The sequence below is a fragment of the Allobosea sp. genome (assembly GCF_035944895.1).
In the GTDB taxonomy this organism is placed as follows: domain Bacteria; phylum Pseudomonadota; class Alphaproteobacteria; order Rhizobiales; family Beijerinckiaceae; genus Allobosea.
This window is the reverse complement of sequence record NZ_DASZAT010000012.1, coordinates 218873-244498: the sequence shown is the minus strand read 5'-3', so window position 1 is coordinate 244498 and position 25626 is coordinate 218873. Positions and strand designations below refer to the sequence as shown.

25 protein-coding genes are annotated in these 25626 nt (G+C 67.7%); 14 read left to right on the top strand and 11 right to left on the bottom strand.

Going from position 1 to position 25626, the window contains the following annotated elements; translation table 11 throughout:
* The first annotated feature begins 25 nt into the window (after positions 1–25).
* The 4 genes from VGV58_RS23305 to VGV58_RS23290 all read left to right on the top strand — a co-directional run bounded on the left by VGV58_RS23305 (position 26) and on the right by VGV58_RS23290 (position 3667).
* Positions 26–1174 (top strand): ABC transporter permease, encoded by a 1149-nt coding sequence (locus VGV58_RS23305; RefSeq protein WP_326876438.1) that lies wholly within the window; start codon positions 26–28, stop codon positions 1172–1174.
* 1 nt (position 1175) lies between these two features.
* Positions 1176–1973, top strand: coding sequence for an ATP-binding cassette domain-containing protein (locus VGV58_RS23300; RefSeq protein ID WP_326876437.1), 798 nt, complete (start codon positions 1176–1178; stop codon positions 1971–1973).
* 50 nt (positions 1974–2023) lie between these two features.
* Positions 2024–3136: a Gfo/Idh/MocA family protein gene (locus VGV58_RS23295; protein WP_326876436.1), complete on the top strand. Its 1113-nt coding sequence runs from the start codon at positions 2024–2026 to the stop codon at positions 3134–3136.
* Positions 3137–3211: 75 nt separating this feature from the next.
* Positions 3212–3667 carry a MarR family winged helix-turn-helix transcriptional regulator gene (locus VGV58_RS23290; protein WP_326876435.1) on the top strand — a complete coding sequence of 152 codons (456 nt, stop codon included), beginning with the start codon at positions 3212–3214 and terminating at the stop codon, positions 3665–3667.
* A 10-nt stretch (positions 3668–3677) separates the two neighbouring features.
* On the opposite strand, the gene phnN is transcribed toward VGV58_RS23290, so the two are convergent.
* Positions 3678–5720, bottom strand: a complete 2043-nt coding sequence (gene phnN / locus VGV58_RS23285) for a phosphonate metabolism protein/1,5-bisphosphokinase (PRPP-forming) PhnN (protein ID WP_326876434.1) — start codon at positions 5718–5720, stop codon at positions 3678–3680.
* Between the two features lie 19 nt (positions 5721–5739).
* The gene (gene nadC, locus VGV58_RS23280) at positions 5740–6573 is read right to left on the bottom strand and encodes a carboxylating nicotinate-nucleotide diphosphorylase (protein WP_326876433.1); all 834 of its coding nucleotides are present in this window, start codon (positions 6571–6573) and stop codon (positions 5740–5742) included.
* A 393-nt stretch (positions 6574–6966) separates the two neighbouring features.
* On the opposite strand from nadC, the gene VGV58_RS23275 reads away from it, so the two are divergent.
* From VGV58_RS23275 to VGV58_RS23260, 4 genes are read left to right on the top strand one after another with little or no spacing between them, the layout of a single operon-like run.
* Positions 6967–8451, top strand: coding sequence for a 6-hydroxynicotinate reductase (locus tag VGV58_RS23275; RefSeq protein ID WP_326876432.1), 1485 nt, complete (start codon positions 6967–6969; stop codon positions 8449–8451).
* Positions 8452–8455: 4 nt separating this feature from the next.
* Entirely contained in the window at positions 8456–9343 is an 888-nt protein-coding gene (locus tag VGV58_RS23270; RefSeq protein WP_326876431.1) for a UPF0280 family protein, read from the top strand.
* Positions 9336–9920, top strand: a complete 585-nt coding sequence (locus tag VGV58_RS23265; protein ID WP_326876430.1) for an amino acid synthesis family protein — start codon at positions 9336–9338, stop codon at positions 9918–9920. Before VGV58_RS23270 ends, VGV58_RS23265 begins: the two co-directional genes overlap by 8 nt.
* Positions 9917–10501 (top strand): amino acid synthesis family protein, encoded by a 585-nt coding sequence (locus tag VGV58_RS23260; RefSeq protein ID WP_326876429.1) that lies wholly within the window; start codon positions 9917–9919, stop codon positions 10499–10501. The genes VGV58_RS23265 and VGV58_RS23260 overlap by 4 nt, the downstream gene beginning before the upstream one ends.
* Positions 10502–10529: 28 nt before the next feature.
* On the opposite strand, the gene VGV58_RS23255 is transcribed toward VGV58_RS23260, so the two are convergent.
* From VGV58_RS23255 to VGV58_RS23235, 5 genes are all read right to left on the bottom strand, one after another.
* Positions 10530–11309, bottom strand: a complete 780-nt coding sequence (locus VGV58_RS23255) for an ATP-binding cassette domain-containing protein (RefSeq protein ID WP_326876428.1) — start codon at positions 11307–11309, stop codon at positions 10530–10532.
* Positions 11310–11480: 171 nt separating this feature from the next.
* A complete protein-coding gene (locus tag VGV58_RS23250; protein ID WP_414644069.1) occupies positions 11481–12785 on the bottom strand; it encodes a sugar ABC transporter permease in 1305 nt (434 codons plus the stop codon).
* The gene (gene xylF, locus VGV58_RS23245) at positions 12778–13827 is read right to left on the bottom strand and encodes a D-xylose ABC transporter substrate-binding protein (RefSeq protein ID WP_414644068.1); all 1050 of its coding nucleotides are present in this window, start codon (positions 13825–13827) and stop codon (positions 12778–12780) included. The genes VGV58_RS23250 and xylF overlap by 8 nt, the downstream gene beginning before the upstream one ends.
* Before the next feature lie 188 nt (positions 13828–14015).
* Complete coding sequence (locus VGV58_RS23240) at positions 14016–15257, bottom strand: COG3904 family protein (protein ID WP_326876427.1); 1242 nt, start codon at positions 15255–15257, stop codon at positions 14016–14018.
* 150 nt (positions 15258–15407) lie between these two features.
* Positions 15408–16346 (bottom strand): aldo/keto reductase, encoded by a 939-nt coding sequence (locus VGV58_RS23235; protein WP_326876426.1) that lies wholly within the window; start codon positions 16344–16346, stop codon positions 15408–15410.
* A gap of 174 nt (positions 16347–16520) precedes the next feature.
* On the opposite strand from VGV58_RS23235, the gene VGV58_RS23230 reads away from it, so the two are divergent.
* Both VGV58_RS23230 and VGV58_RS23225 read left to right on the top strand, forming a co-directional pair.
* Positions 16521–17435 carry a hypothetical protein gene (locus VGV58_RS23230; protein WP_326876425.1) on the top strand — a complete coding sequence of 305 codons (915 nt, stop codon included), beginning with the start codon at positions 16521–16523 and terminating at the stop codon, positions 17433–17435.
* A gap of 40 nt (positions 17436–17475) precedes the next feature.
* On the top strand, positions 17476–17916 hold the full coding sequence (locus VGV58_RS23225; RefSeq protein ID WP_326876424.1) for a peptidoglycan-binding domain-containing protein: 441 nt from the start codon (positions 17476–17478) through the stop codon (positions 17914–17916).
* Between the two features lie 4 nt (positions 17917–17920).
* Here the strand turns inward: VGV58_RS23225 and VGV58_RS23220 are convergent, their stop codons facing one another.
* Positions 17921–18487, bottom strand: coding sequence for an AAA family ATPase (locus VGV58_RS23220; RefSeq protein WP_326876423.1), 567 nt, complete (start codon positions 18485–18487; stop codon positions 17921–17923).
* A gap of 2 nt (positions 18488–18489) precedes the next feature.
* Entirely contained in the window at positions 18490–20313 is a 1824-nt protein-coding gene (gene typA, locus VGV58_RS23215) for a translational GTPase TypA (protein ID WP_326876422.1), read from the bottom strand.
* Between the two features lie 194 nt (positions 20314–20507).
* Here typA and VGV58_RS23210 point away from each other — a divergent pair, with 194 nt between their 5' ends.
* Entirely contained in the window at positions 20508–20969 is a 462-nt protein-coding gene (locus VGV58_RS23210) for an Rrf2 family transcriptional regulator (RefSeq protein ID WP_326876421.1), read from the top strand.
* A complete protein-coding gene (locus tag VGV58_RS23205) occupies positions 20944–21849 on the top strand; it encodes an NAD(P)/FAD-dependent oxidoreductase (RefSeq protein ID WP_326876420.1) in 906 nt (301 codons plus the stop codon). The genes VGV58_RS23210 and VGV58_RS23205 overlap by 26 nt, the downstream gene beginning before the upstream one ends.
* Before the next feature lie 7 nt (positions 21850–21856).
* On the opposite strand, the gene VGV58_RS23200 is transcribed toward VGV58_RS23205, so the two are convergent.
* A complete protein-coding gene (locus tag VGV58_RS23200) occupies positions 21857–22219 on the bottom strand; it encodes a hypothetical protein (protein ID WP_326876419.1) in 363 nt (120 codons plus the stop codon).
* Positions 22220–22286: 67 nt separating this feature from the next.
* Positions 22287–23540, bottom strand: a complete 1254-nt coding sequence (locus tag VGV58_RS23195) for an ABC transporter substrate-binding protein (RefSeq protein ID WP_326876418.1) — start codon at positions 23538–23540, stop codon at positions 22287–22289.
* Positions 23541–23670: 130 nt separating this feature from the next.
* Between VGV58_RS23195 and VGV58_RS23190 the strand changes: the two genes are divergently transcribed.
* Both VGV58_RS23190 and trpB read left to right on the top strand, forming a co-directional pair.
* Entirely contained in the window at positions 23671–24369 is a 699-nt protein-coding gene (locus tag VGV58_RS23190; RefSeq protein WP_326876417.1) for a phosphoribosylanthranilate isomerase, read from the top strand.
* Positions 24366–25583 carry a tryptophan synthase subunit beta gene (gene trpB, locus VGV58_RS23185; protein ID WP_326876416.1) on the top strand — a complete coding sequence of 406 codons (1218 nt, stop codon included), beginning with the start codon at positions 24366–24368 and terminating at the stop codon, positions 25581–25583. The genes VGV58_RS23190 and trpB overlap by 4 nt, the downstream gene beginning before the upstream one ends.
* The last annotated feature ends 43 nt before the right edge of the window (positions 25584–25626 follow it).

The following is a 25626-nucleotide window of genomic DNA, read 5'->3' as shown; positions in this document are numbered from 1 at the left end:
GGTTCAGAAGCTGAAGGTGCGCGCCATGACGACGTCGACCGCCGATCTCGCCGCGGGTGCGTCCCGTCCCACTGACCCGGCCGCAGAGGCCCGCGACGAGCGCCTGCGCCGCGTCTCGCTGATCGCCCGGCTGATGCGTCGGCCCGAGCTTGGCGCGGTCGCTGGCCTCGTCCTGGTCACCGTCTTCTTCGGCCTCACCGCCAATCCGGCGATGTTCACCCTCGCCGGGGTTATGACGGTGCTCTCGCCGGCCTCGCAGCTCGGCATCCTCGCCATCGCGGCGGCGCTTTTGATGATCGGCGGCGAGTTCGACCTCTCGATCGGTTCGATGATCGCCTTTTCCGGCCTCGTCTTCGGCGCGCTGGTTGTCGTCGGCGACCTGCCTCTGCTGGCGGCGATCGTCGCGACCTTCGTCTTCGCCGGGCTGATGGGCGCGGTGAACGGGCAGATCGTCATCAGGACGCGCCTGCCTTCCTTCATCGTCACCCTCGCTTTCCTCTTCATCCTGCGCGGGCTCTCGCTGGTCGGGCTGAAATGGGCGACCGGCGGCTCGACGCAGTTGCGCGGGATCGGCGAGAAGGCGGGCGCAGGCGTGGTGCGTGAGCTCTTTTCCGGCCAGGCGCTGGAGGGGCTGTTCGCCTGGCTGGCGCAGGCCAACCTGATCGCCAAGTTCCCGAACGGCACGCCGACCGTGACCGGCGTCCCCGTCGGGGTGCTCTGGTTCCTCGCCATCGCCGCGCTAGCGACCTATGTCCTCTTGCGCACCCGCTTCGGCAACTGGATCTTCGCCGCCGGCGGCGATCCCAACGCGGCCCGCAATTCCGGCGTTCCCGTCAACATGGTCAAGACGACGCTGTTCGTGCTGACCGCCTGCGCCGCCACCCTCGTCGCCATCCTGACCGTGCTCGACGCCGGCTCGACCGATGCCCGCCGCGGCTTCCAGAAGGAGTTCGAGGCGATCATCGCGGCCGTCATCGGTGGCTGCCTGCTCACCGGTGGCTATGGCTCGGCGATCGGCGCCTTCTTCGGCGCGATCATCTTCGGCATGGTCTCGATCGGCCTGACCTACACCAGCTTCGACAGCGACTGGTTCCAGGTCTTCCTCGGCGGCATGCTGCTGCTCGCCGTTCTCTTCAACAATTTCATCCGCCGCAAGGCGACAGGGGAGCGCTGACATGACGACCGCAGCTCCGGCACAAGCCCCTCTCATCGAGGTCCGCGACATCGTCAAGCATTTCGGCTCGGTGATCGCGCTCTCGGGCGTCTCGCTCAAGGTCTCCGCTGGCGAGGTGCTCTGCCTGCTCGGCGACAACGGCGCCGGCAAGTCGACGCTGATCAAGACGCTGTCGGGCTGTCATAAGCCGAGTTCGGGCGAGTTCCTGGTCGAGGGCCGCCCCGTCGCCTTCTCCAGCCCGCGCGATGCGCTCGATGCCGGCATCGCCACGGTCTACCAGGACCTGGCGATGATCCCGCTGATGTCGATCACGCGGAATTTCTTCATGGGCCGCGAGCCGATCCGTGGCTTCGGCCCGCTGAAATGGATCGATTTCGACCTCGCCCATGCGGTGACGCGCGACGAGATGCACAGGATCGGCATCGACATCCGCGACCCGCATCAGGCGGTCGGCACGCTCTCGGGCGGCGAGCGCCAATGCGTAGCCATCGCCCGCGCCGTCTATTTTGGTGCCAAGGTGCTGATTTTGGACGAGCCGACTTCGGCGCTCGGCGTCGCCCAGACCTCGATGGTGCTGAAATACATCAACCTGGTGCGAGCCAAGGGGCTGGGCGTGATCTTCATCACCCACAACGTCCGCCACGCCTATGCCGTCGGCGATCGCTTCACCGTGCTCAATCGCGGCAAGACGCTCGGCACCTACGCCAAGTCCGGCATCGCCATGGACGAGCTGCAGAACCTGATGGCCGGCGGCAAGGAATTGCAGGCGGTCTCGGAGGAGCTCGGCGGCACGGTCTGACGGCTGACTATCATCCGGTCCTTCCTTCCTCTTCGCTACGGAGATTGCTCATGCGCGCGTTCGGCGTCGGCCTGATCGGCACCGGCTATATGGGCAAGTGCCATGCCCTGGCCTGGAATGCGGTCGCGCCGGTCTTCGGCGACGTGTCGCGACCCAAGCTCGCGGTGCTCTGCGAGGTCGACGACGCCCTGGCGGCGCAGCGGGCCGGCGAGTTCGGCTTTGCCGAAGCGACCGCCGATTGGAAGGCGCTGATCGCCCATCCCGATGTCGATGTCGTCTCGATCACCACGCCGAACGCCTTCCATGCGGAAATGGCGATCGCGGCGCTGAAGGCCGGCAAGCATGTCTGGTGCGAGAAGCCGATGGCGACGAGCCTCGCCGATGCGCAGGCGATGCTGGCGGCGGCGAAGGCGGCCGGCACGGTCGCTGCCCTCGGCTACAACTATATCCAGAACCCGGCGATTCGGCTGGCGCAGCGCCTGATCGCCGACGGTACGATCGGGCCGGTCAACCATGCCCGCGTCGAGATGGACGAGGATTTCATGGCCGATGCCGGCGCGCTGTTCTCCTGGAAGAGCGAATCCGCGTCGGGCCATGGCGCGCTCGACGATTTCGGTGTGCATGCTTTCTCGCTGATCAAGGTGCTGCTCGGAGAAGTCGAGGCTGTCATGGCCGACATGGCAAAGCCCTATGCCAACCGCCCGCTTGCGGTCGGCGGCCAGCGCGCGGTCGAGACCCACGACATAGCCACGCTGCTGCTACGCCTGTCCTCTGGCGCCTCCGGCCTCGTCGCCCTCAACCGCTCGGCCTGGGGCCGTAAGGGGCGGATCGCCCTGCAGGTCTTCGGCGCGAAGGGCACGATCGCCTATGACCAGGAGCGGATGAACGAGATCGAGCTCTACACCGTCGAGGGTGCCGCTGACGTCCAGGGCTTTCGCCGCATCCTGAGCGCACCGGCGCACGAGCCTTATGGCCGCTTCATTCCGGCGCCCGGCCATGGTCTCGGCTTCAACGAGCTCAAGATCATCGAATGCCGCGAGCTGCTTCGCGCGATCGCCGGCGAGCCCGCGCATCTGCTCGATTTCGAGGCGGGTCTGCACATCGAGCGCACGGTCGATGCCGCCGCCCGGAGTTTCCGCGAGGGACGCTGGACAACGATCTAACCAATCGCAAAACTGGGTCCCAATTTCCGGGAAGATGCTCTAGGAATATCGTTCGTATACGAACGAGGATCAGCGATGGCGCGACCGAGTACTGCGGCCGAGACGCCCGAGTCTGCCGAGGAGGGGTACGACCTCACCGAGCAGGTCGGCTTCATCATGCGCCAGGCGGCGCAGCGCCATGTCTCGATCTTCAACGAAATCATGGGCAGCGACCTGACGCCGACGCAATGGGCGGTGCTGGCGCGACTCTATCAGGACGGTGGCTCCTCGCAGAACCTGCTGGGACGCCAGACCGCCATGGACGCCGCCACGATCAAGGGCGTGGTCGACCGCCTGCTCAAGCGCAAGCTGGTCCAGACCAAGCCGGATCCCGAGGATGGCCGCCGCCTCATCGTCGAACTCAGCCCGGCCGGTGTCGACTACACCCGCGAATTGCTGCCGAAGGCAGAAACGGTGACCAAGGTGACGCTGGCGCCGCTCGCGACCAACCAGCGGGCGACGCTGATCGCCTTGCTGAAGCAGTTGCGCTGAGGCGTGGCCGCTAGCTGATCACATAGCACTCGCAGCTCTCAGCCATCGCCTTCGCCTCGTCGAGATCGCTCGAGGCGCTGGCGTGGATGGCAAAGAGCGGATCGCCTACCGCCACGTGGTCACCGACATGGCGGCGCAAATCGATGCCTGCCGCCTTGTCGAAGGGGGCGCCGGCGCGCCTTGCGATCCCGGCGACCGCCCAGCCATCGATCTCGGTGACGACCCCGGCCTTGGGCGAGCGCACCGTATGGACCAGCAGCCCCGGAGCGACCGGTGGCTCGCGCCGCCCCTGCGCATCGATGATCCGCTCGAAGGCGGCACGCGCCGAGCCCGAGCGCAGCAATCCTTCAGCCCGCTCTCGCCCGGCCGCGACCGAGCCGAGCGCCGGGTCCCAGGCCAGGATGCGGCTGGCGAAGAACAGCGCTTTCTCGACCAGGTCGGTTGGTGCCTGCGGGTCGTTGTCGAGAACCCAGCCGACATCGCGGCATTCCAGCGCCGGGCCGATGCCGCGCCCGATCGGGCGGCTGCCATCGGTCGGGAAGGCGTTGACGACGAGGCCGAGCCCGCTGCCGACCGTCTCGAACAATTGCGCCAGCTCGGCGGCTTCCGCCTCGCTCTTCAGCTTGGCGCGTGGGCCATAGGGCAGGTCGACGATGACATGGGTCGAGCCGGCGGTGAGCTTCTTCGACAGGATCGAGGCGACCGACCAGCGATTGGAATCGATGCCGAGCGGCCGCGTGATCGCGTTCATCACGTCATCGACGACGGAATGGTTGAGCCGGCCGTTCCAGGCGATCGAGCCGCGCGCCTTTTCCACGCAGGCGCGCAGTTCGGCCGGGTTGAGCTCGACACGGGCGAGCGCCTCCATCGCATCGGCCGTGCCCGCTGCCGAGGTGATCGCGCGCGACGAGGTCTTCGGTATCAGGAAGGCGCCGTGGGCCGCGACGATCGGCACGACGATCAGCGTGATCCGGCTGCCGGGAATGCCGCCCATCGAATGCTTGTCGACGACGATCTTGTCCGGCCAGGTGATCTTCTGCGCGAAGCGGGTGCGCACCCGCGCCAGCGCGATGACCTCGTCATCGGAGAGTTTTTGCGTTGCCGCGACCAGGAAGGCCGCGACCTCGCCATCGGGATAGCGGGCCTCGACGATGTCGCGGATCAGCGTGTGGTACTGCGCTTCCGTGAGCTCGCCGCCCTGGATCTTGCGGGTCAGCGCAGCGCGGCTCTCCGGCGAGGGCGTGCGCCGGATCGTGACCTCGCTGCCTTCGGCCAGGCCGAGTTCGTCGAAGGCCTCGGCCGAGAGGCCGATCTCGTCGCCGGCGAGCACCGTGGGTGCGTCGACCACCTGTACATTCGAGCGAATGCTGGCACCGACACCGGAAATCTCGACCCTTCCCGGCCCAAGATAGTCGAAGCCGTTGACGATCTCGCCCTTGGCCGGGAGGTAGGCGCAATGCGCCCGTCCCGCGAACAGCGGCAGGCGGCGCAGGCGCATCGTGTTGGCGGCGGCCTCGACCGCGGCGACGAAGCGCTCGATGCCGATCTCGACGCTCTGGTCGTTGCAGATTGTCGCCGCCCGGATCCCTTCCGGGCGTGGCTCGACCGTGCGTGACAGGCGCTTCTCGATGGCCTCGCCGCTCTCGCGTCCGCGCCCGGCGATGCGGGCGGCGAGCACCTCGGGCGGCGCGGTGACCTCGACCACGACGAAGCGCGGGAGGTGGCCGGCGAGCGCCGCGATCGTGGCGCGCGAGCCGTTGGCGATGACATTGCGGCCGGCTTCGACCAGCCGCTTCAGCTCAGCCGGCAGGCCGTAGCGCAGGCCATGGGCGCCCCAGGTGATCAGGAAATCGCCCCTGGCCTCGCGCGCGTCGAAGGCCTCGTCCGTCGCCGCCTCATGGTCCTCGCCCGGCGAGCCGGCCGGGCGGGTGACGACGCGCCGCGCGAAGACATAGCGCCCCGTCGGCTCCAGCAGGGTGCGGGCGCCGTCGATCAGCGAGTCCTTGCCGGCTCCGCTCGGGCCGACGACGAGGAAGAAGGTGCCTTGCCGCATTCCCTGGCCGCAGTCCTGCTCAGGCTTCGTCGAGGCCGATGTCCACCGCCGGCGCCGACTGGGTGATCTTGCTGGTCGAGATGTAGTCGACACCGGTCCGGGAGATCGGGCCGATGGTGTCGATGTTGATGCCGCCGGAGGCCTCGACCTTGGCGCGGCCGGCGATCAGCTCGACCGCCTTGGTCATGTCGGCGACCGACATATTGTCGAGCATGATCACGTCGGCGCCGGCCTTGGCGGCTTCCTCGACCTGCTCCAGCCGGTCGCATTCGACCTCGAGCTTGGTCAGCACCGGCAGCTTCTTGCGGGCGCGCTCGACGGCGGCGGTGATGCTGCCGCAGACGGCGATGTGGTTGTCCTTGATCATCACGCCATTGTCGAGGCCAAGACGGTGGTTGAGGCCACCGCCGCAGGTCACGGCGTGCTTCTCCATCATGCGCAGGCCGGGCGTGGTCTTGCGGGTGTCGATCAGCCGCGCCTTGCTGCCGGCCATGGCGGCGGCATAGCGGGCGGTCTCGTTGGCGATGCCGGAGAGGCGCTGGGCGATGTTGAGCGCGGTGCGCTCGGCAGTGAGCACGCTGCGGGCCGAGCCCTCGATCTCGACCAGGATCGCGCCCTTCTCGACCTTGTCGCCATCCTTGACGCGCAGGGTGACCTTGAGCTCGGGGTCGTAGCGCTTGAACACCCGGGCCGCGACCTCGACACCGGCGACGATCATCGGCTCGCGGGCGTTCATGTGGAACTTGCCGGTCTCGCCGGGCTCGATCATCACCTGGACGGTGAGGTCGCAGGCGCCGATGTCCTCGACCAGCCAGTGGTCGATCAGGCGGTCCGTGGCGAAGACGTCATACATGGAAGGGCCCTCTCTCCCGCGGCATTGCCGCTTCAAACATGTTTGTATGCAAACAATAGCAGCGGGGAAATTTGGCTGTCAATGCGCCATCGAGGCCGTGCTTGCAACCGCCAATCGCGTCATGGGAAGGTCATCTCGGCGGGGTAGAAAACCGTCTTGGCCGCCTCGCAAATAATCTTGTATGCAAGATTTGGCTTGACGCGGCCTCTTTTCCGTCGATTGGCCAGTACAGTCGCCGCCGCAATGGCGGACGATGTAGGCCAATCCGGAAATCCGGCCTAGATTGGGTGCCGTCCCATGCCTCGCCGCTGTCTTGACTTGCTCTAAGAGGCGCGCCAGTATCGTTTGTACACAAACAAAATCCTTAAGACCCGCTCTGCGGGAGGATCAAGCATGGCGCTGGACGAAGCGAGCCCGGTCGCGGACGACAAGATCCGCTGCGATGCCTGCCCGGTGATGTGCTTCATCAAGCCGGGCGCCGTCGGCGCCTGCGATCGTTACGGCAATGTCGATGGCGAGCTGGTGCGGATGGAGCCGCATATCGTGCTCGAGCGCACGCTGGAGCATGGCGGCGAGGTCGTTCCCTTTGCCGGCAGCCGCGAGTGGGACGGCGAGATCGTCCACCAGCAGGGCACCTTCATCACCGCGATCGGCGCCGGCACCACCTATCCTGATTACAAGCCCGCCCCGTTCATCGTCTCCTCGCAGGTCGACGGCGTCGACATGGTCACCGTCGTGACCGAAGGCATCTTCAGCTATTGCGGCGTCAAGGTGAAGATCGACACCGATCGCTTCCTCGGCCCGGAGCAGGCGACGGTCCGCGTCGAGGGGGAGGCGATCGGCCACGTCACCACCGGCGAATACGGCTCGCAGATGCTCTCGCTCGGCGGTGTCCACCACCTCACCGGCGGCTCGAAGAAGGAGGGCCGCGTCACCTGCGACGCGCTGCTCCAGCTCAGCAATGGCAAGGCGGTCGAGCTCACCATCGACGAGGGCGAGACCGTGATCGTCCAGGCTGGCAAGCCGCCGATCGTCAACGGCATCCAGGAGAGCCGGATGCGCGTCGGCTGCGGCTCGGCGACGATCGGCATCTTTGCCAAGCAATGGCATGGCAAGGTCGACGAGGTCGTGGTCGTCGACGATCACATCACCGGTGTGCTCTCCGAGCACCAGGCCGGCAAGCTGCTCGGCATGGCCGGCACCGGCATCAAGATGAAGGGCCGGCGCTCGACGCCCGGCCGCTATTTCCAGGTGGCGCAACCCGGCACCGGCTGGGGCGGCACCAATATCAGCGACCCCCTGACCATTCTCGGGCCCTTCGATCCGAAGGTCGCCTATCCCGGGCTGCGCCTGCTGATGGTCTCGACCACCGGCGAGCACGCCGCCTATTACGAGCTCGACGAGAACCTCGCTCCGGTCGAGATGCAGATGCCGCAGCCGCTGGTCGAGCCGGTCGAGCGCATCGCCGAGAATTGCGAGCCGGCGCTCTCCACCGTGCTGTTCATCGGCGGCGCCGGCGGCTCGCTGCGTGCCGGCGTCACCGAGAATCCGGTGCGCCTGACCCGCTCGGTCAAGGACGCGCTGACCTATGTCACCTGCGGTGGCGCACCCGTCTATATCTGGCCGGGCGGCGGCATCACCTTCATGGTCGACGTCACCCGCTTGCCCGAGAACGCCTTCGGCTATGTGCCGACGCCGGCGCTGGTCGCACCGCTCGAATTCACCATGAGCCTGACCGACTATGAGGCGCTCGGCGGCCATATGGACGCGATCCAGCCGCTGGCTTCGCTGAAGGGTGGCAGCCGCCTGCGCCTGCCGCAGCGTCCGGACAATCCCTGGCCGCTGGCGCCGGAGCAGCCGCGCCGCTCGCTCGGCTAGGCCGATGTGGGAGAAGCCCTCCGCGCGTATTCTGCCGGATGGCCGGCGCCTGCTGCTGCAGCAGGGGCCGATCGATCTTATTATCGAGGCCGTCGGCGAACAGAGCGCGGTCAAGGCCGCGCATGAGGCGGCGATTCTCCGCTTCGATGGCCTGCTCGCCGAACTCTGCGAGGAGTTGCAGCTGCTGCGCACGGCGGTGAGCAGGACGAGCCCGCTGCCGCTCGGTCCCGTTGCCCGGCGCATGCATGCTGCTGTGGCGCCCTTTGCTGCCAGCAGCTTCATCACGCCGATGGCCGCCGTCGCCGGCTCGGTGGCGCAGGAGATTCTCGGCGCGATGTGCCAGGCCGCGCCGCTCCAGCGTGCCTATGTCAACAATGGCGGCGACATCGCCCTGCATCTTGCCGCCGGTGAGCAGTTCCGCATCGGGCTGGTGAAGCGGCCCGACCGGCCGGAGTTCTTCGCCACCGCGACGATCCGGCCTGAAGATGGCGTCGCCGGCATCGCGACATCCGGCTATCCCGGCCGCAGCTTCTCGCTGGGGATCGCCGAGGCGGTGACGGTGCTCAGCTCCACCGCCGCCATGGCCGACGCCGCCGCGACCGTGATCGCCAATGCGATCGACCTGCCCGGCCATCCCGCGATCGAGCGGTTGCCGGCCAACGCCATCCAGAGCGACAGCGATCTCGGCGAGCGGCTGGTGACCCGCGACGTCGGCCCGCTTGCCACGGGCGAGATCGAGACCGCGCTCGCTGCCGGCCTCGCCGAGGCGGAGCGGCTGCGCACCGCAGGACTGATCGTCTGCGCCGCCATGCATCTCCAGGGCGTGAGCCGCACGCTTTCCACGCCTATGATCGTTCAAGAAGACCCCGAGAGGAGACTTGCCCGTGCCTGAGATTGTCGTCCGCAAATACGCCGTGACCGTCGAGGAGATCTTCCATGAGGGCGGCCCGGCCGCTTCGGTGCCGCTGAAGCGCGGCGCCGCGCTGGCGGTGATCGCCAACCCCTATGCTGGCCGCTATGTCGAGGACATCCAGGGCTTCATGGACGATCTCAAGCCCTTCGGCCTCGCCATGGCGCAGCGCCTGCTTGGCGCGATGGGCGGCGATGCCAAGGCGATCCAGGGCTATGGCAAGGGCGCTATCGTCGGCGCCGCCGGCGAGCTCGAGCATGGCGCGCTCTGGCATGTGCCGGGCGGTTACGCCATGCGCGAATTGCTGGGCGACGCCAAGGCGATCGTGCCCTCGACCAAGAAGGTCGGCGGCCCCGGCACGCGCCTCGACATTCCCGTCACCCATGTCAACGCCTCCTATGTCCGCAGCCATTTCGACGCCTTCGAGATCGGCATCACCGACGCGCCCAGGGCCGACGAACTGCTGTTCGCGCTGGTGATGACCACCGGCTCGCGCATCCATGCCCGCGTCGGCGGCCTCAAGGCGAGCGAGATCAAGGGCGAGGACGGCCTGAGATGAAAGCCAGGATCCGCAAGATCGTCACCATCCTCGACGAGACCCATAGCGAGCTCGGCCGCCCCGTCTCGCCGCCGATCAAGCGCGCTGTCGCCGTCGCGGTGATCGCCAATCCCTTTGCCGGCACCTATCAGGATGACCTCTCCGAGCTGATCGATATCGGCGAGGAGCTCGGCGACCTGCTCGGCCGCCATGCGCTCGCCGCGCTCGGCATCGAGGGCGAGGCGGTCCAGGGCTATGGCAAGGCCGCCGCCGTCGGCGAGGATGGTGAGCTGGAGCATGCCGCCGCGATCCTGCATCCCAAGCTCGGCGCGCCGCTGCGCAAGCTCTTGGGCAAGGCGCCGGCGCTGATCCCGTCCTCGAAGAAGCGCGGCTCGCTCGGTGTCGTCCTCGACGTGCCGCTCGGCCACAAGGCGGCGGCCTATGTCCGCAGCCATTTCGACGGTATGGAAGTGCGCATCCCCGACGCACCGCGCGCCGGCGAGATCGTCGTCGCGGTCGCCCTGACCAGCGGCGGTCGGCCGCTGCCGCGTGTCGGCGGTTTGACCCATGCGGAGGCCAAGGGCGAGGACGGCTTGCGCTGAGACGCGCCCCGTCCTTTCGCCGATGCTGCTAGCTCCGCAGAGCGCCCGGCCCGGCTACCGCGCCGGGCGGGCATTTGCCCGAGATGATCATGCCCAGCACCTCGTCCTGCGTGACGTCGCGGACAGGAGCGGTGCCGACCACCTTGCCGTTCTTCATCACGCTGACGCGATCGGCGAGATCGAAGACATCGTGCAGGTCATGGCTGATCAGGAAGATGCCGATGCCCTGCTTCTTCAGCTCCAGGATGAGATCGGCGACCTGCTTGGTCTCGGCCGGCCCGAGCGCCGCCGTCGGCTCGTCCATGATCAGCACGCGGGCATTGAAATAGATCGCGCGGGCGATCGCGACCGACTGGCGCTGGCCGCCGGAGAGCGCCTTCACCGGCTCCTTGAAGCGGCGGAAATGCGGGTTGAGCCGGCCCATCACCTTGCGGGTCTCGGCTTCCATGGCGCTGTCGTCGAGCGTGCCCCAGCTGCTCAGGAGCTCGCGGCCGAGGAAGATGTTGGCGGCAGCGTCGACATTGTCGGCCAGAGCCAGCGTCTGGTAGATCGTCTCGATGCCGTGGCGCTTGGCATCGCGCGGTGAGGAGATCGCGACCGGCTCGCCAGCGATCCTGATCTCGCCGGCATCGGCGCGATAGGCTCCCGACAGGATCTTGATCAGCGTCGACTTGCCGGCGCCGTTATGGCCGAGCAGGCCGACGACCTCGCCGGCATGGAGATCGACGCTGGCATGGTCGACCGCCTTGATGCCGCCGAAGGCGATCGAGATCTCGCGCATCTCGACGAGGGGCGTGGTCATGTCCATGGCTAGCCTCCTCCCCCGTCATTCCGGGGCTCGCGAAGCGAGAACCCGGAACCCACGACTGGGTGAACCCTCAAATACGACCCCATCGATCGCGCTCGCCCGGTCGTGGGTTCCGGGTTCACCGCTGCGCGGCGACCCGGAATGACAGGGGAGTTTGCCGCGCTCATCCCGCTAACCCAGCCGCTTGCGATAGAGCCCGTCGAGCCAGACGGCGAGGACGAGCACGATGCCGACGACGATGTTCTGCAGCGGCGTGTCGACGCCGATCAGCACCATGCCAGACTGCAGCGACTGCATCACCAGCGCCCCCAGCATCGCGCCCGTGATGGTGCCGACGCCGCCGGCGAGCGAGGTGCCCCCGATCACCGCCGCGGCGATGACATAGAGCTCGTCGAGCTGACCGGCCGAATTGGTCGCGGCGTTGAGGCGGGCTGTCGAGATGCAGGCGGCGATGCCGACCAGCATGCCCATCAGCCCATAGACCAGCATCAGCACCTTGCGCGTGTTGACGCCGGAGAGTTGCGCAGCCTCGGGATTGCCGCCGATCGAGAAGACATAGCGCCCGAAGCGCAGGCGCCGTGCCAGGAAGCTCATGGCGACGCCGACGGCGAGCGCCAGCAGCACCGGCACGGCGAGGCCATGGCCGATGACGAGTCCGCCCTCGGGCCAGGTCCCGCCTTTCGCCTCGGTGAGACGACGGGCGACGCCGGCCGGCAGGGCATAGGCATTGGCGATCGCGACCGCGCCGATCACCGTGCCGCAGGCGAGGGCGGCGAGCACGATCTCGGCCCAGAGTGGGCGCAGTGCGAAGCCGTAGCGCTTGCGCCGGCGGCGCGCGAAGCCGATCCCGGCGACGATCAGGGCGCAGATGACGAGGCCGATCGCCCATGAGGCGGTCGTGCCGATCGCGCCCTCGATGCCGCCGCCGAGCGGGCGGAAGCGCGAATCCATCGGGGCGATGGTCTGGCCCTGCGTCACCCACCAGGCGCCGCCGCGCCAGACCAGCAGGCCGCCGAGGGTGACGATGAAGGAGGGGATGGCGAGATAGGCGATCAGCGCGCCCTGGAACAGGCCGATCAGCCCGCCGAGCGCGATCGCGGCAAGGATCGAGAGCAGCCAGGTGGCCGGGTGCTCGAAGCCGAGCAGCCCCGGGAGCACTTGCGCTTGGACGAGGCCAGTGACCATGCCGACGAAGCCGAGCATGGAGCCGACCGAGAGGTCGATATTGCGGGTGACGATGACCAGGACCATGCCGCAGGCCATCACCGCGACCGAGGCGGTCTGGACCGAGAGGTTCCAGAGATTGCGCGGCGTCAGGAAGGCCCCGCCCGAGAGCCAGTTGAAGCCCAGCCAGATCACCGCCAAGGCGGCGATCATGCCGATCATCCGCGCGTCGAACTCGATGGCGCGCAGATGATCGGCGAAGCTCTTCGCATCCTGCGACGGCGTTGCCGGCGCTGGTGCGAGTTCAGTCACAGGCCTTGACCTTGCCGGCCGCGACGCCCTGGCAGACGGCGGCCTTCGGCGCCCAGCCGGCTTCGATCACCACGCCGAGATTGTCCTTGGTCACCGGCACCGGCTTCAGGAAGAGCGCGGTCATCTTGGCCTTGCTCGGGCCCTGGTCCCAGGCGGTCGCGCCTGCGACCTCGGTCAGCTTGGCGCCGCCGGCGAGCTTGATCGCGATCTCGGCGGCGTTGCGCCCGAGCTCGCGCGCATCCTTCCAGATCGTCACCGTCTGGGTGCCGAGCGCGACGCGGTTGAGAGCGGCACGGTCGGCGTCCTGGCCCGAGACCGGCACGGAGCCGGCGAGGCCCTGCGCGGCGAGCGCGGCGATGGCGCCGCCGCCGGTGCCGTCATTGGCGGCGATGACGGCGTCGACCTTGTTGGCGTTGCGCGTCAGGAACTGCTCCATGTTGCGCTGGGCGTTGGCCGGCAGCCAGCCATCGGTATAGGCCTCGCCGACATTCTTGATCTTGCCGGCGTCGATCGCCGGCTTCAGCACCTCGACCGAGCCCTGGAACAGGAAGTTGGCGTTCGGGTCCGAGCTCGAGCCCTTGATGAAGACGTAGTTGCCCTCGGGCTTCGCCTTCTGGATCTCGCGGGCCATCATCCGGCCGACCTCGACATTGTCGAAGGTCAGGTAGAAGGCCTGCGGGATCTCGATCAGCCGGTCGTAGCCGACCACTGCGATGCCCTCGTCGACCGCCTTCTGCACGGCCGGACGGATCGCCTGTGCATCCTGCGCCAGCACGATGATCGCCTTGGCGCCGCGCGCGATCAGGCTTTCGACATCGGTGAGCTGCTTGGCCGGCGAGGATTGCGCATCGGCCGAGAGATAGGTGCCGCCAACCTTCTCGATCGCCGCCTTGATCGCGGCCTCGTCGGTCTTCCAGCGTTCCTCCTGGAAATTCGACCAGCTCACCCCGATCACCGGCCCCTTGCTCTGGGCGAAAGCGGGGAATGCGCTACCGAAAGCCGCGAGCGCGAGGCCCGCGGCGAGAAAATGGCGTCTCAACACGGCGTTTCTCCCTCGTTTGCGACCGCGTGCCTTGATGCGGCGCGTCGGATTGGAGGGAAGGTGATCTTATCGGCCGGGAACCGTCAAGCACACATTGAAGGCAAAGCCGATTGCACGCAGGGCGGGTATGTAATCGATTTCGCTTGCCGGAGAGCGATTGGTTCCGGGCGGGATTTAGTCGCCACCCGTCAGCGGCAGATCGCCGAGCGCAGCTGCGGCAGACGCAGCAGCTCGGCTGCGGTGCCGCTGCGCTGCCAGGTCGAGGGGGTGCTGTCCTCCGCCGGCGGATCGATCTTCAGCGACACCGCGGTTCGGTCGGTCAGGCCGCACAGGGTCTCGCGCAGGACATCGGCACTCATCGGCCCGTCGGGGGCGCTGCCGTCCTCGTTCTGCGCAACGATCGGCGGGCCGCCCGGCAAGGTCAGGGTGACCGTCCGCAGCCGCGACGGGATCGGCGCATCGCCGAAGAGGAGCCGCATCTGCAGGGCGGTCGTCTGCTGGTATCGCCCTTCGCTGACCGACAAGGCCAGTCGCAGCTTGCCGCCGCGATGCGGGCCGAGCTCGACCGAGCCGATCGGGGTCGCCGGTGCGGCCAGCGTCGCCGGCAGCACCGGCGCTGTTCCGAGGCTCCTTGCAGGGCCGGGGGCGGGAGCCAGTCCGGAGCGCAGATCCGAGAAGGCGAGGGAAGCGGGGCCGATGTCGGTCGCGATCGTGGTTGCGCGCATCTCGTCGGGCTTGAGGTAGCGCATCGTGTCGGCCGGCGTCGACACCGTTACCTCGATGAAGGAGCGGTCGAGCCCCATGGCGTCGAGATAGCGCCTCATCTTCGCGTCGATCTCGCCGGTCGCCTGCTCCTGCTTGACCGTCCGCGTCTCCGTTCGCTCGTCGACCAGTTCCTTGCGCCCACGCACGATCTTGTAGTCGCGCACCGTCGTGGTTTCGGTCTCGACGATGGTCTGCTGGTGCACGCCGATGCGCGATTGCGGCGGGATGATCCGGCGCTGCCCTCCGGCGAGGAAGAGCGTGCAGGCCGAGGCGCAGAGCGGGCTGCGCTCGTCGATGGTGCCGAGCGCCGGGTCGCGCTGGCTGAAGACGGTGCGGGCGACGGCGATGTCGAGGCCGCTCTTGCGCACGAGCTCGCCCATCGCGATCGCCGCTTCGACCGTGCCGCCGGTCGAATAGACCAGCAGCGGCAGCTTGCGCCCGTTCAATTCGGCGAGCGCACGGCGCAGTTCGGCCGGCGTGTCCTTGGTGATCGCCCCCTGGGCCGCGAGCCATTCGCGGCAGTCGGATTCGCAGGGCTCGGCGCTGCGCGTCAGCACCACGCGCATCGGCTCCGGCTGCGGTGCGGCCGCCGGCTTGTCCTGCGCCGCGGCGGGCAGGACGGTCAGAAAGAGGGCGAACGCCAGGAGATGGGCGATACGCATCACGAAGTCAGCGGCCTCCGCTGCAGTTGCGCAAGGGAACCCCAGGCGCAGGGATTTGACAACAGCCTCCCCGCCCCGTCGCATGGGCAGGGAGACAGGGTTAATGCTTTCGCTGTGCGGTTGGGCGTCTTTGAGGCGCTCTCGCGGCCGATTTCAGCGCGTGATCGCGTCGATCTCGGCGAGCTCCTCCGGAGTCAGCGCCCAGTCCGCCGCCTTGACGTTGGCGGCGACCTGTTCCGGCTTCGTCGCGCCGGCGATGACGCTGGAGACGACCGGCTGGGCGGCGAGCCAGGAGAAGGCGAGCTCGAGCAGCGTCTTGCCGCGCGCGTCGCAGAAGGCGGCGAGCTTCTCGGTCTTCTGCCAGTTCGCCTCGGTCAGGACCTCGCCGGCGCGCTGCGCCTCGCGGGTCATGCGCGCACCCTCGGGCATCGGAGCGCCGCGCTGGTACTTGCCGGTGAGCAGGCCGTTGGCGAGCGGGAAATAGGGCAGGAGGCCCATGCCGAAATGGCCGATGGCCGGGATCAGCTCCTTCTCTGCACCGCGCACCAGCAGGCTGTACTCGTCCTGCGCCGAGGCGAAGCCTTCGAGCCCCAGCGTCTTCGCCGTCCAATGCGCGTCGGCGACCTGCCATGACGGCAGGTTCGAGCAGCCGATATAGCGGACCTTGCCCTGGCGGATCAGGTCGTCGAGGGCGCGCAGCGTCTCCTCGATCGGGGTCAGCGGGTCGGGGCGGTGTAACTGGTAGAGGTCGATCCAGTCGGTCTTCATCCGCTTCAGCGAGGCCTCGACCGCCTCGATGATGTAGCGGCGCGAGCCGCCCTTCTTCACGCCCTCCTCGTCCATGTTCATGCCGAACTTGCTGGCGAGCACGATGTCCTTGCGGCGGGCGCCGAGCAGTTCGCCGAGCGCCAGCTCCGAGCCGCCGCGATTGCCGTAGATGTCGGCGGTGTCGAACAGGGTGATGCCGTGCTCGATCGCGGCGTCGACCACCTTGCGTGCCGCCTCAAGGTCGATCCGGCCGCCGAAATTATTGCAGCCGAGGCCGACGAGCGAGACGCGCAGGCCGGAGCGGCCGAGATTGCGGAACTGCATGGGCGATGATCCTTCTTTCGGTCGCACGCACCGGACCAGAGCCGTGCCGTGACGGCAAGCGCAACAGACGCAGGACGGCTGCGCCCCGGCCGAAGGACATCCGCCGAATGAAGGATGCGGGCGTTGCCAGGAGCGGACTAGCCTGACTGTCGGTCGGCAGGAAAAGGCGGCGCAATGCCAAGTCCCTTCAGTACGAAAGGGTGCGATTCGAACGGGCGCTGGAGTCGCCAACCCGACGGCTTCTCCTATCTCTGGCCCGCGCAGAATGCCTATCAGTTCGTGCCGGTCGGCCAGTCGCGCTCGCTCTCGATCAAGACCGACCACAGGCCCTGGACCCTGACTGCGGTCGATCTGACGATGTCAGGTGGCGTCGATATCCGCATAAACGCCCGCAAGACCATGATCGGTCCGTTCCAGACCTATGCGCTGGAGCCGGGGATGAAGTACCCGCTCGATCTGACCGGCAACGGCGAGGCGACGCTGGCCCTCGCGATGTCGACGCCCGGCGAGGCCGAGAAGCCGTTGCTCTATGTGCACGCGGGCGGGGCTCTGACCGTGCATTACGCCGTGAATGTGATCCTGCGCGACTGTTCGCAGACTTTGGAAGGCTATTCGGGCTCCGCGCTTCTGACCCTGTTGCGTGAGGTCGAGGCGAGCTACGCCCAGGCGAACATCCGGCTGGTGCGCGTCGGCCCGATCCATCTTCTCGAGCTGAAGACGATGTCGCTCGGACCGCAGATCATCACCGACAGTCGCCATGGCGACTTGATTCGCGATCATATCAAGGCTTCGGGGCGCGGCCATCTGAAGAACCTGGTCTATGGCTGGGATTTCGAATCGGAGCCGAAGCCGCCGAACGCGGCCAACCTGTCGTCCGGACTGACCGAGTTCGGCGGCAATGTCTGCTTCATCGACTGGAACAATCCCAGCATGGTGACGGCCCACGAGCTCGGTCATGCGCTGCGCCTGACAGATCGGATGCGCGGCGACATCACGATCATGCAGCCACAGCGCTCGGACGCTTCGTTCATCCCCTTCGACTGTGCCCAGATCGAGGTATTGCGCATGGTCGCGAAGCAGGTGGCGTGACGATGCGCGCGGGTTCGCCAAAAGACGGAAAGGGCAGGCGATGACATTACGCTCGTTCATCTTCGCTGGCGAGAAGCGGCTCGAAGCCTGCCTGCGCCACGATGCGAGCCATGTCGCGCGCGGAGCCAGCGGCGAGCATGTCCGGCTGATCCAGACCGCGCTGATCCATCTCGACGGCGCAGCCATCGATCCAGCCGAGCTGAAACGTGGCTTCTATGGCCCGTCCACGGCACGCGCCGTGCTGGCCTTCAAGACCAGGCGCGACATCGTCAACCGCAGCTACCAGAAAAGCGCCGACGACACCGTCGGCAGGATGACGATCGCCGCTCTCGACGCCGAGATGCTGGCGAGCCAGAAACCGGCGCCACAGGGCCGTCGGAAGGCGCACGGGCCGGCGCGGACGAGCGGCTTGTCCGCTGAAGCCTCGGTGCGGCGCGCCATCGACCAGATGCTGGCGAGCGCGCTGGCCAAGCTGCGCTGATCGCTCAGCCGGTCTTGGTCCAGCCGGTCGATTTCAGGACTTGCCGCGCCAGTTCCTGCGGTGGCCGGCCGTCGGTCTCGACGACGAGAAAATCGGTGGCGTCCTCGCTGGCGATGCGCTGCGCCTGTCGCAGGGAGCGCTCGATCTGGGCGCTACGGCCGGCTCCCGCCTCGCGACGGTCGATACGTTCGCGCAAGGCCTCGTCGCCGGCGCGCAGGCGCACCACCGTGATGCGGGCGCCCGGAATCGCGGCGAGGATCCAACGCTTGTCGAAACCGACATGCAGCATCACGCCGGACATGATCAGGCGGCTGTGGCCGAGGGCGCGGTAGGTGCCCCAGAGCGCAGCGAGATTGAGCTGGCTGACGTCGCGGGCGCCGGGCGCGAGCGGAGCAAGCTCCTCCGCACCAGGTTTCGGGAAGACGCGGTCGAGCTCGTCGCTCTCGATCGCGACATGGGCGATGCCGGCCTGCGCCAGCACATCACCCATCTCCCAGCACAAGGTCGACTTGCCGACCCCGGCCGGGCCAGTGATCAGCAGGATCTCGACCGGAGTGTCGGCAGCGGCCAAGCTCAGGCCACTTCCGCCTTCTGCTTCTGCGAGCGCTTGCGCTCGTTCGGGTCGAGAATGCCCTTGCGCAGGCGGATCGACTTCGGGGTGACCTCGACGAGTTCGTCGTCGTCGATCCAGGCGAGCGAGCGCTCCAGCGTCATCCGGATCGGCGGCGTCAGGCGGACAGCCTCATCCTTCGACGTCGTGCGGATGTTGGTGAGCTTCTTGCCCTTGAGCACGTTCACCTCGAGATCGTTCTCGCGGGTATGCTCGCCGACGATCATGCCCTGATAGACCTTCCAGCCGGGTTCGATCATCATCGGGCCGCGGTCTTCGAGGTTCCACAGCGCGTAGGCGACGGCCTCGCCGGTCTCCATCGCGATCAGCACGCCGTTGCGGCGCCCGCCGATCTCGCCCTTGTAGGGGAGATAGTCGTGGAACAGCCGGTTCATGATCGCGGTGCCGCGCGTGTCGGTCAGCAGCTCGCCCTGATAGCCGATCAGGCCGCGGGTCGGAGCATGGAAGACGAGGCGCAGGCGGTTGCCGCCGGACGGACGCATCTCCAGCATGTCGGCCTTGCGCTCGGACATCTTCTGCACGACGACGCCGGAATGCTCCTCGTCGACGTCGATGACGACCTCCTCGATCGGCTCCAGCAGCTGGCCGGCCTCGTCGCGCTTCAGCACGACGCGCGGACGCGAGACGCCGAGCTCGAAGCCCTCGCGGCGCATGGTCTCGATCAGGATGGCGAGCTGCAGTTCGCCGCGGCCGGAGACGATGTAGCTGTCCTTGTCGGAGGCTTCCTCGATCTTCAGCGCGACATTGCCCTCGGCCTCCTTGAACAGGCGGTCGCGAATGACGCGGGTGGTGACCTTGTCGCCCTCGGTGCCGGCAAGCGGGGAGTCGTTGACCATGAAGGTCATCGACACCGTCGGCGGGTCGATCGGCTGCGCCGTGATCGGGGTGTCGACCGACGGGTCGCAGAAGGTGTCGGCGACGGTTCCCTTCACCAGGCCCGCGATCGAGACGATGTCGCCTGCGACCGCTTCCTCGATCGGCTGACGCTCGAGACCACGGAAGGCGAGGATCTTGGTGATGCGGCCGGTCTCGACGGTCGAGCCGTCGCCGGAAAGCACCTTGACGGTCTGGTTCGGCTTGGCCGAGCCGGAGGTGACGCGGCCGGTGATGATGCGGCCGAGATAGGGGTTGGCCTCCAGCAGCGTGCCGATCATCCGGAACGGGCCATCCTCGACCTTGGGCTCGGGGACGTGCTTCAGGATCAGGTCGTACATCGGCGCCAGGCCCTGGTCCTGCGGACCTTCCGGCGAGGGGGCCATCCAGCCCTGCTTGCCCGAGCCGTAGAGGATCGGGAAGTCGAGCTGCTCGTCGGTGGCGTCGAGCGCGGCGAAGAGATCGAAGACCTCGTTGATCACCTCGGTGACGCGCGCGTCGGGCTTGTCGACCTTGTTGATCGCGACGATCGGGCGAAGGCCGAGCTTCAGCGCCTTGGAGACCACGAACTTGGTCTGCGGCATCGGGCCTTCGGCCGCGTCAACCAGCACGATCGCCGAGTCGACCATGTTGAGGATGCGCTCGACCTCGCCGCCGAAATCGGCGTGGCCGGGGGTGTCGACGATGTTGATGCGCGTATCCTTCCAGACCACCGAGGTGGCCTTGGCCAGGATGGTGATGCCGCGCTCCTTTTCGAGGTCGTTCGAATCCATCACCCGCTCGGCGACGCGCTGGTTCTCGCGGAAGGCGCCGGACTGCTGCAGCAGCTTGTCGACCAGCGTGGTCTTGCCGTGGTCGACGTGGGCGATGATGGCGATATTGCGCATGGACATGCGGGAAACGGCCTTGGTTCAAGACCGCGAGCCGGCAGGGAAGACCCGGCCGGCGCAGCCTGTGCGTTGCGTGAATCTGGAATTCGTTGCGCTGCACATAAACGCTTGATGGCGTTTGGGCAACCGCAACCGCGCGATGCCCGTACTTCGCGGGGCGCTTGACAGGCTCGTAATCATGTAACATTAAAAGTTACATGAAACAGGACAGCCGTCTCTCAGCCACCCTGCACGTGCTGCTGCATATGGCCGATCGCGGCGCCCCGATGACTTCGGAGGAGCTCGCTGCTTGCCTCGGCACCAATCCGGTCGTGATCCGCCGCACCATGGCGGGCCTCAGGGAAACCGGGCTGGTGCGCTCCGAAAAAGGTCATGGCGGCGGCTGGACGCTGGCGCGCGCGCTCGATGCGATCACGCTCGGAGACGTCCACCGTGCACTGGGCGAGCCGGCTTTGATCGCGCTCGGCCATCGCAGCGAGAGCCCGCAATGCCTGGTCGAGCAGGCGGTGAATGCGGCGCTCAGCGAGGCCTTTGCCGAGGCCGAAGCGCTGCTCGCCGGTCATTTCGACCGGGTGCGACTGTCCGATCTCGCGGCGGATTTCAGCCGCCGCTTCGACGAACGGAGGCAGGTTCATGCCCAACACCACAAGACCCTATGACGCGATCATTGTCGGCGGCAGTTTCGCCGGCCTCTCGGCCGGACTGCAGCTGGCACGGGCGCGCCGCCGCATCCTGGTGATCGACGAGGGCCAGCGGCGCAACCGCTTCTCCAGCCATTCGCATGGCTTCCTCGGCCAGGACGGGCGCGAACCCGGGGCGATCGTCGCCGAGGCGAAGGCGCAATTGCTCGCCTATCCGACCGTGACCTGGCGCGATGCCCGGGCCGGCGAGGCGAAAGCCGAAGGAGAGGGTTTCAGCATCGCCGATACTCACGGCGAACAGCACCGGGCAAGACGCCTGCTGCTCGCGACCGGCGTGCGCGACGAACTGCCGGCGATCCCCGGCCTGAGGGAGCGCTGGGGCAAGAGCGTGCTGCATTGCCCCTATTGCGACGGCTACGAGCTCGGCGGCGGCAAGCTCGGCGTGCTGGCGAGCGGCTCGTTCTCGGCCCTGAAGGCGGCGCTCGTCGCCGATTGGGGCGAGGTCACGCTGTTCCTCAACGGCGAGGCCGAGCCCGATGCCGAAGCGACGGCCATGCTGCAGCGGCGCGGCGTTGCTATCGAGCGTGCCCGGATCGTGGCAGCCGAGGGCGAAGGGACGGCGATGGCGGGCCTGCGCCTCGCCGACGGCCGGCTGGCGCCGGTCAAGGCGCTGTTCGTCGCCGCCGGCATCTGCCCGGCGAGCCCGCTGGCCGAGGAGCTCGGCTGCGCCTTCGACGACGGCCCGTTCGGCCCGTTGCTGCGCGTCGACGGCATGAAACAGACGAGCGTCGCCGGCGTCTACGCAGCGGGCGATGCCGCGACGGCCCGGCACAACGTCGCGCTCGCCGTCGCCGACGGTGTCCTCGCCGGCGCCGGCCTGCACATGTCGCTGCTCTAGAGCCGGATCACGACTTCCGGCAGGTGTAGGGCATGAAGGTCGACGAAAGCCCGGCATTCATGCCCGCCATCACCATGACATTGGCGAAGTTGAGCTCCTCGGCGCTGCGCGGGCAGACATCCGGCGGGGTCTGGCAGCCGGAGGCTATGAAGGCTTCGTTGCCGTTGATGAACTCCTGCCCGAGCCCCTTCCTGCTGAAACGCCTGAGCGCCTCGTCATAGGCGCTGCGCCAGCGCTGGCACTTCACCTCCGGCCAGGCTCCGGTGATCTGCGAGGGCGGCGCCGGCTCGGTCTGGGCTGACGCCGACGAGACGGGAAGAAGGACGAGCGCCCCGAGGATGAGGGCGGCACTTGCAGGGATCGTAGCCATTCGGGAGGTCACCGGGACGAGGAGTACGTGAACCGATGGCCTGCCTTTGCGGCAGGAATAAAGCTGATCACTCGGCTTCCGCTTCGGCCAGGACGATGCGCCTCTCGGTCGCCGCGCGGCCGAGCTGGTCCATGGCGAAGCGATAGGCGCCGATCCCGCCGGAATCGATATCACCACGCGCATAATTCTCCAGCACGCCGGCGAGGATGGCGTCGGCCTCGCGCTCCATTGCTGCCAGATCCTGCTCGTCCTCGGCGGTCCGCATCGCCGCGAGCAGGACGACGAGGCGGTTGAGGTCGCCCATCGCCCGCTTGCGGCGCGTCGAACTATCGTAGCCGAGCAGGCCAGCCGCGCCGGAGCCGACCAGCGAGAGGGCCATCACGCCGAGATAGAACCAGTCGCCATAGCGCTCGAAGAAGGTCTCCTGCTCGCCATCGATGAAGGCGGCAGCGCCGGTATGCACGGCGAGCGGCGCGTCCTTGTCGGTCTCGGGCGTCTCCAGCCCCTGGATCGCCGGCAGGTCGGCTGCGAGGGTGACGCGCAGCGACAGGATCGCGCTGACGAGCTCGCCGACCCTGGCGTCGTCGAGCGATTGCGCCGCCATCAGGCGCGAGGTGATCGAGATGCTCGGCAGGTTCTCGGCCGGCACCGGCGGATCGCCGCCGAGCGCGCCGCGGACGATCTCCCCTGACTCGATTGCGCGATTGCGGGCGGCGAGCGCATCGGCCTCGCGGATCGGGATGATGGTCGGATGCTCGCCGAAGGCCCGGTGCAAACGCGAGCCGATTTCGGTGACGACGCGGGCGTTCAGCGCGTTGACGGCGAAGAGCACGTCGATATGGCCCTCGGTGATCGCGGCCTGGACGTCCTCCGGCCCGAGCGGGACGATCGTCACCGCCTCCGGCTTCACCTCGTATTGCGAGAGCACGAGCTTCAGCAGGTCGAGGTTGCCGTTCGGCGCGCGCACCACGCCGATGCGCTTGCCGCGCAGGCCGGAGATACGGTCGGTGCCCAGATCCTTGGAGCCGATGAAGAAGGGAAAGGAGCGCCGGGTGATCAGCGCGGTATCGGCCTTGGCCGGCAGGGCGATGTCGGGGCGGACGATGGCGAGGTCGACCTTGCCGGCATCGATCTTCCTGGCGCTCTCGGCCGAGCCTTCGGTGAGAACGAGCCGCAGGCGCACCGGCTTCTTCTCGCGGCTGAGGCCCTGGACGAGGGCGGCGGCGAGCCTCGCATCGTCCGAGCCGAGCGGGCCGACCGCGAGCTTCAGCGTCCGGGGCTGGCTCCACAGGTAGACGCCGAGCGCAACGAGACCGGCCATCAGCAGGAACGCCGCCAGACCTGCAAAGAAACGCCGCCCCATTCGTCGCCCGCTTTCGCCCCGCGCTAACGCTTTCGACGGGCATCATGTCATGAGTGCGGCGGGAGAGGCTATGTGCTAGAGCCCCCGCATGACCCGTGACGACGCCTTCCCGATCAAGATCTGCGGCCTCTCGACCCCCGAGACGCTGGAGGCGGCACTCAGCGCCGGCGCCGACATGATCGGCCTCAACTTCCACCCGAAGAGCCCGCGCTATGTCACGCCGGAACGTGCGGCCGAACTCGCCGACCAGGCACGCGGCCGGACCGGGATCGTCGCGCTGGTCGTCGATTACGAGCCGGAGCAGGCGGCCGAGCTCGCCCGGATCGTGCGGCCCGACTGGATGCAGTTGCATGGCAAGGAGACGCCGGAGCAGGTCGCCGCGATCAAGGCCGCGACCGGCCTGCCGGTGATGAAGGCGCTAGGCGTCGCCACCGCCGCCGATCTGGAGCAGGTCGCGCTGTATCATGGTATCGCCGACCGTATCCTGCTCGACGCCAAGCCGCCCAAGGACGCAGCCTATCCGGGCGGGCATGGCAGGCCGTTCGACTGGACCTTGCTGAGCAACCTCGACCCGGCTTTCCGCTTCATGCTATCGGGCGGGCTCTATCCGGCGAATGTCGCCGAGGCCATCCGCATTACCAGGCCGGCCGGCGTCGACGTCTCCTCCGGGGTCGAAAGCGCGCCGGGCGTCAAGGATGTCGGCAAGATCGCGGAATTCGTCAGGGCCGCCCGGTCGGCGGCCAAAGTGTTGAATGACGACCAGTTGAAGAAGGCAGGCCAGGCATGAACGCGCCGCACACTCCGAACAGCTTCCGGAACGGTCCGGACGAGAACGGTCGCTTCGGCCAGTTCGGCGGCCGCTTCGTGGCGGAAACGCTGATGCCGCTGATCCTCGAGCTGGAGCAGGCCTACAACGCCGCCAAGGCCGATCCCGCCTACCACGCCGAGATGACGGCGGGCCTGAAGCACTATGTCGGCCGGCCCTCGCCGCTCTATCTCGCCGAGCGGCTCACGGAGCATTTCGGCGGCGCCAAGGTCTACCTCAAGCGCGAGGAACTGAACCACACCGGCTCGCACAAGGTGAACAATGTGCTCGGCCAGATCCTGCTTGCCCGGCGCATGGGCAAGAAGCGGATCATCGCCGAGACCGGCGCCGGCCAGCACGGCGTCGCCACCGCAACGCTCTGTGCCCGCTACGGCCTCGAATGCATCGTCTATATGGGCGCCGTCGACGTCGCCCGGCAGGCGCCGAACGTCTTCCGCATGCAGATGCTGGGCGCGACGGTGATTCCGGTCGAATCCGGCACCAAGACGCTGAAGGATGCGATGAACGAGGCGCTGCGCGACTGGGTGACCAATGTCGCGTCGACCTTCTATTGCATCGGCACGGTCGCCGGCCCGCATCCCTATCCGGCGATGGTGCGCGACTTCCAGTCGATCATCGGCAAGGAGACGCGCGAGCAGATGCAGGAGCTGGAAGGCCGCCTGCCGGATTCGCTGATCGCCTGCATCGGCGGCGGCTCGAACGCGATGGGCCTGTTCCACCCCTTCCTCGACGACCCCAGCGTCGAGATCTATGGCGTCGAGGCGGCCGGCCACGGCATCCCGTCCGGCCTGCACGCGGCGTCGCTGACCGGCGGGCGCCCCGGCGTGCTGCACGGCAACCGCACCTATCTGCTGATGAACGAGGATGGGCAGATCAACGACGCCCACTCGATCTCGGCCGGGCTCGACTATCCCGGCATCGGCCCGGAGCATTCCTGGCTGCACGATATCGGCCGCGCCACCTATCTCTCGGCGACGGACGAGGAGGCGCTCGAGGCCTTCCAGCTGATCTCCAAGCTCGAAGGCATCATCCCCGCGCTGGAATCGGCACATGCGCTGGCCCGCGTCGCCGAACTCGCCCCGAAGAAGCCGAAGGACCATCTGATGGTCGTCAACCTCTCCGGTCGCGGCGACAAGGACATCCCGCAGGTCGCGGAGATTCTGGCGGCGCGGTGAGGCGCAGCGTCGTGATGCTGCCCCAATAGGTTGCGCATGGTCG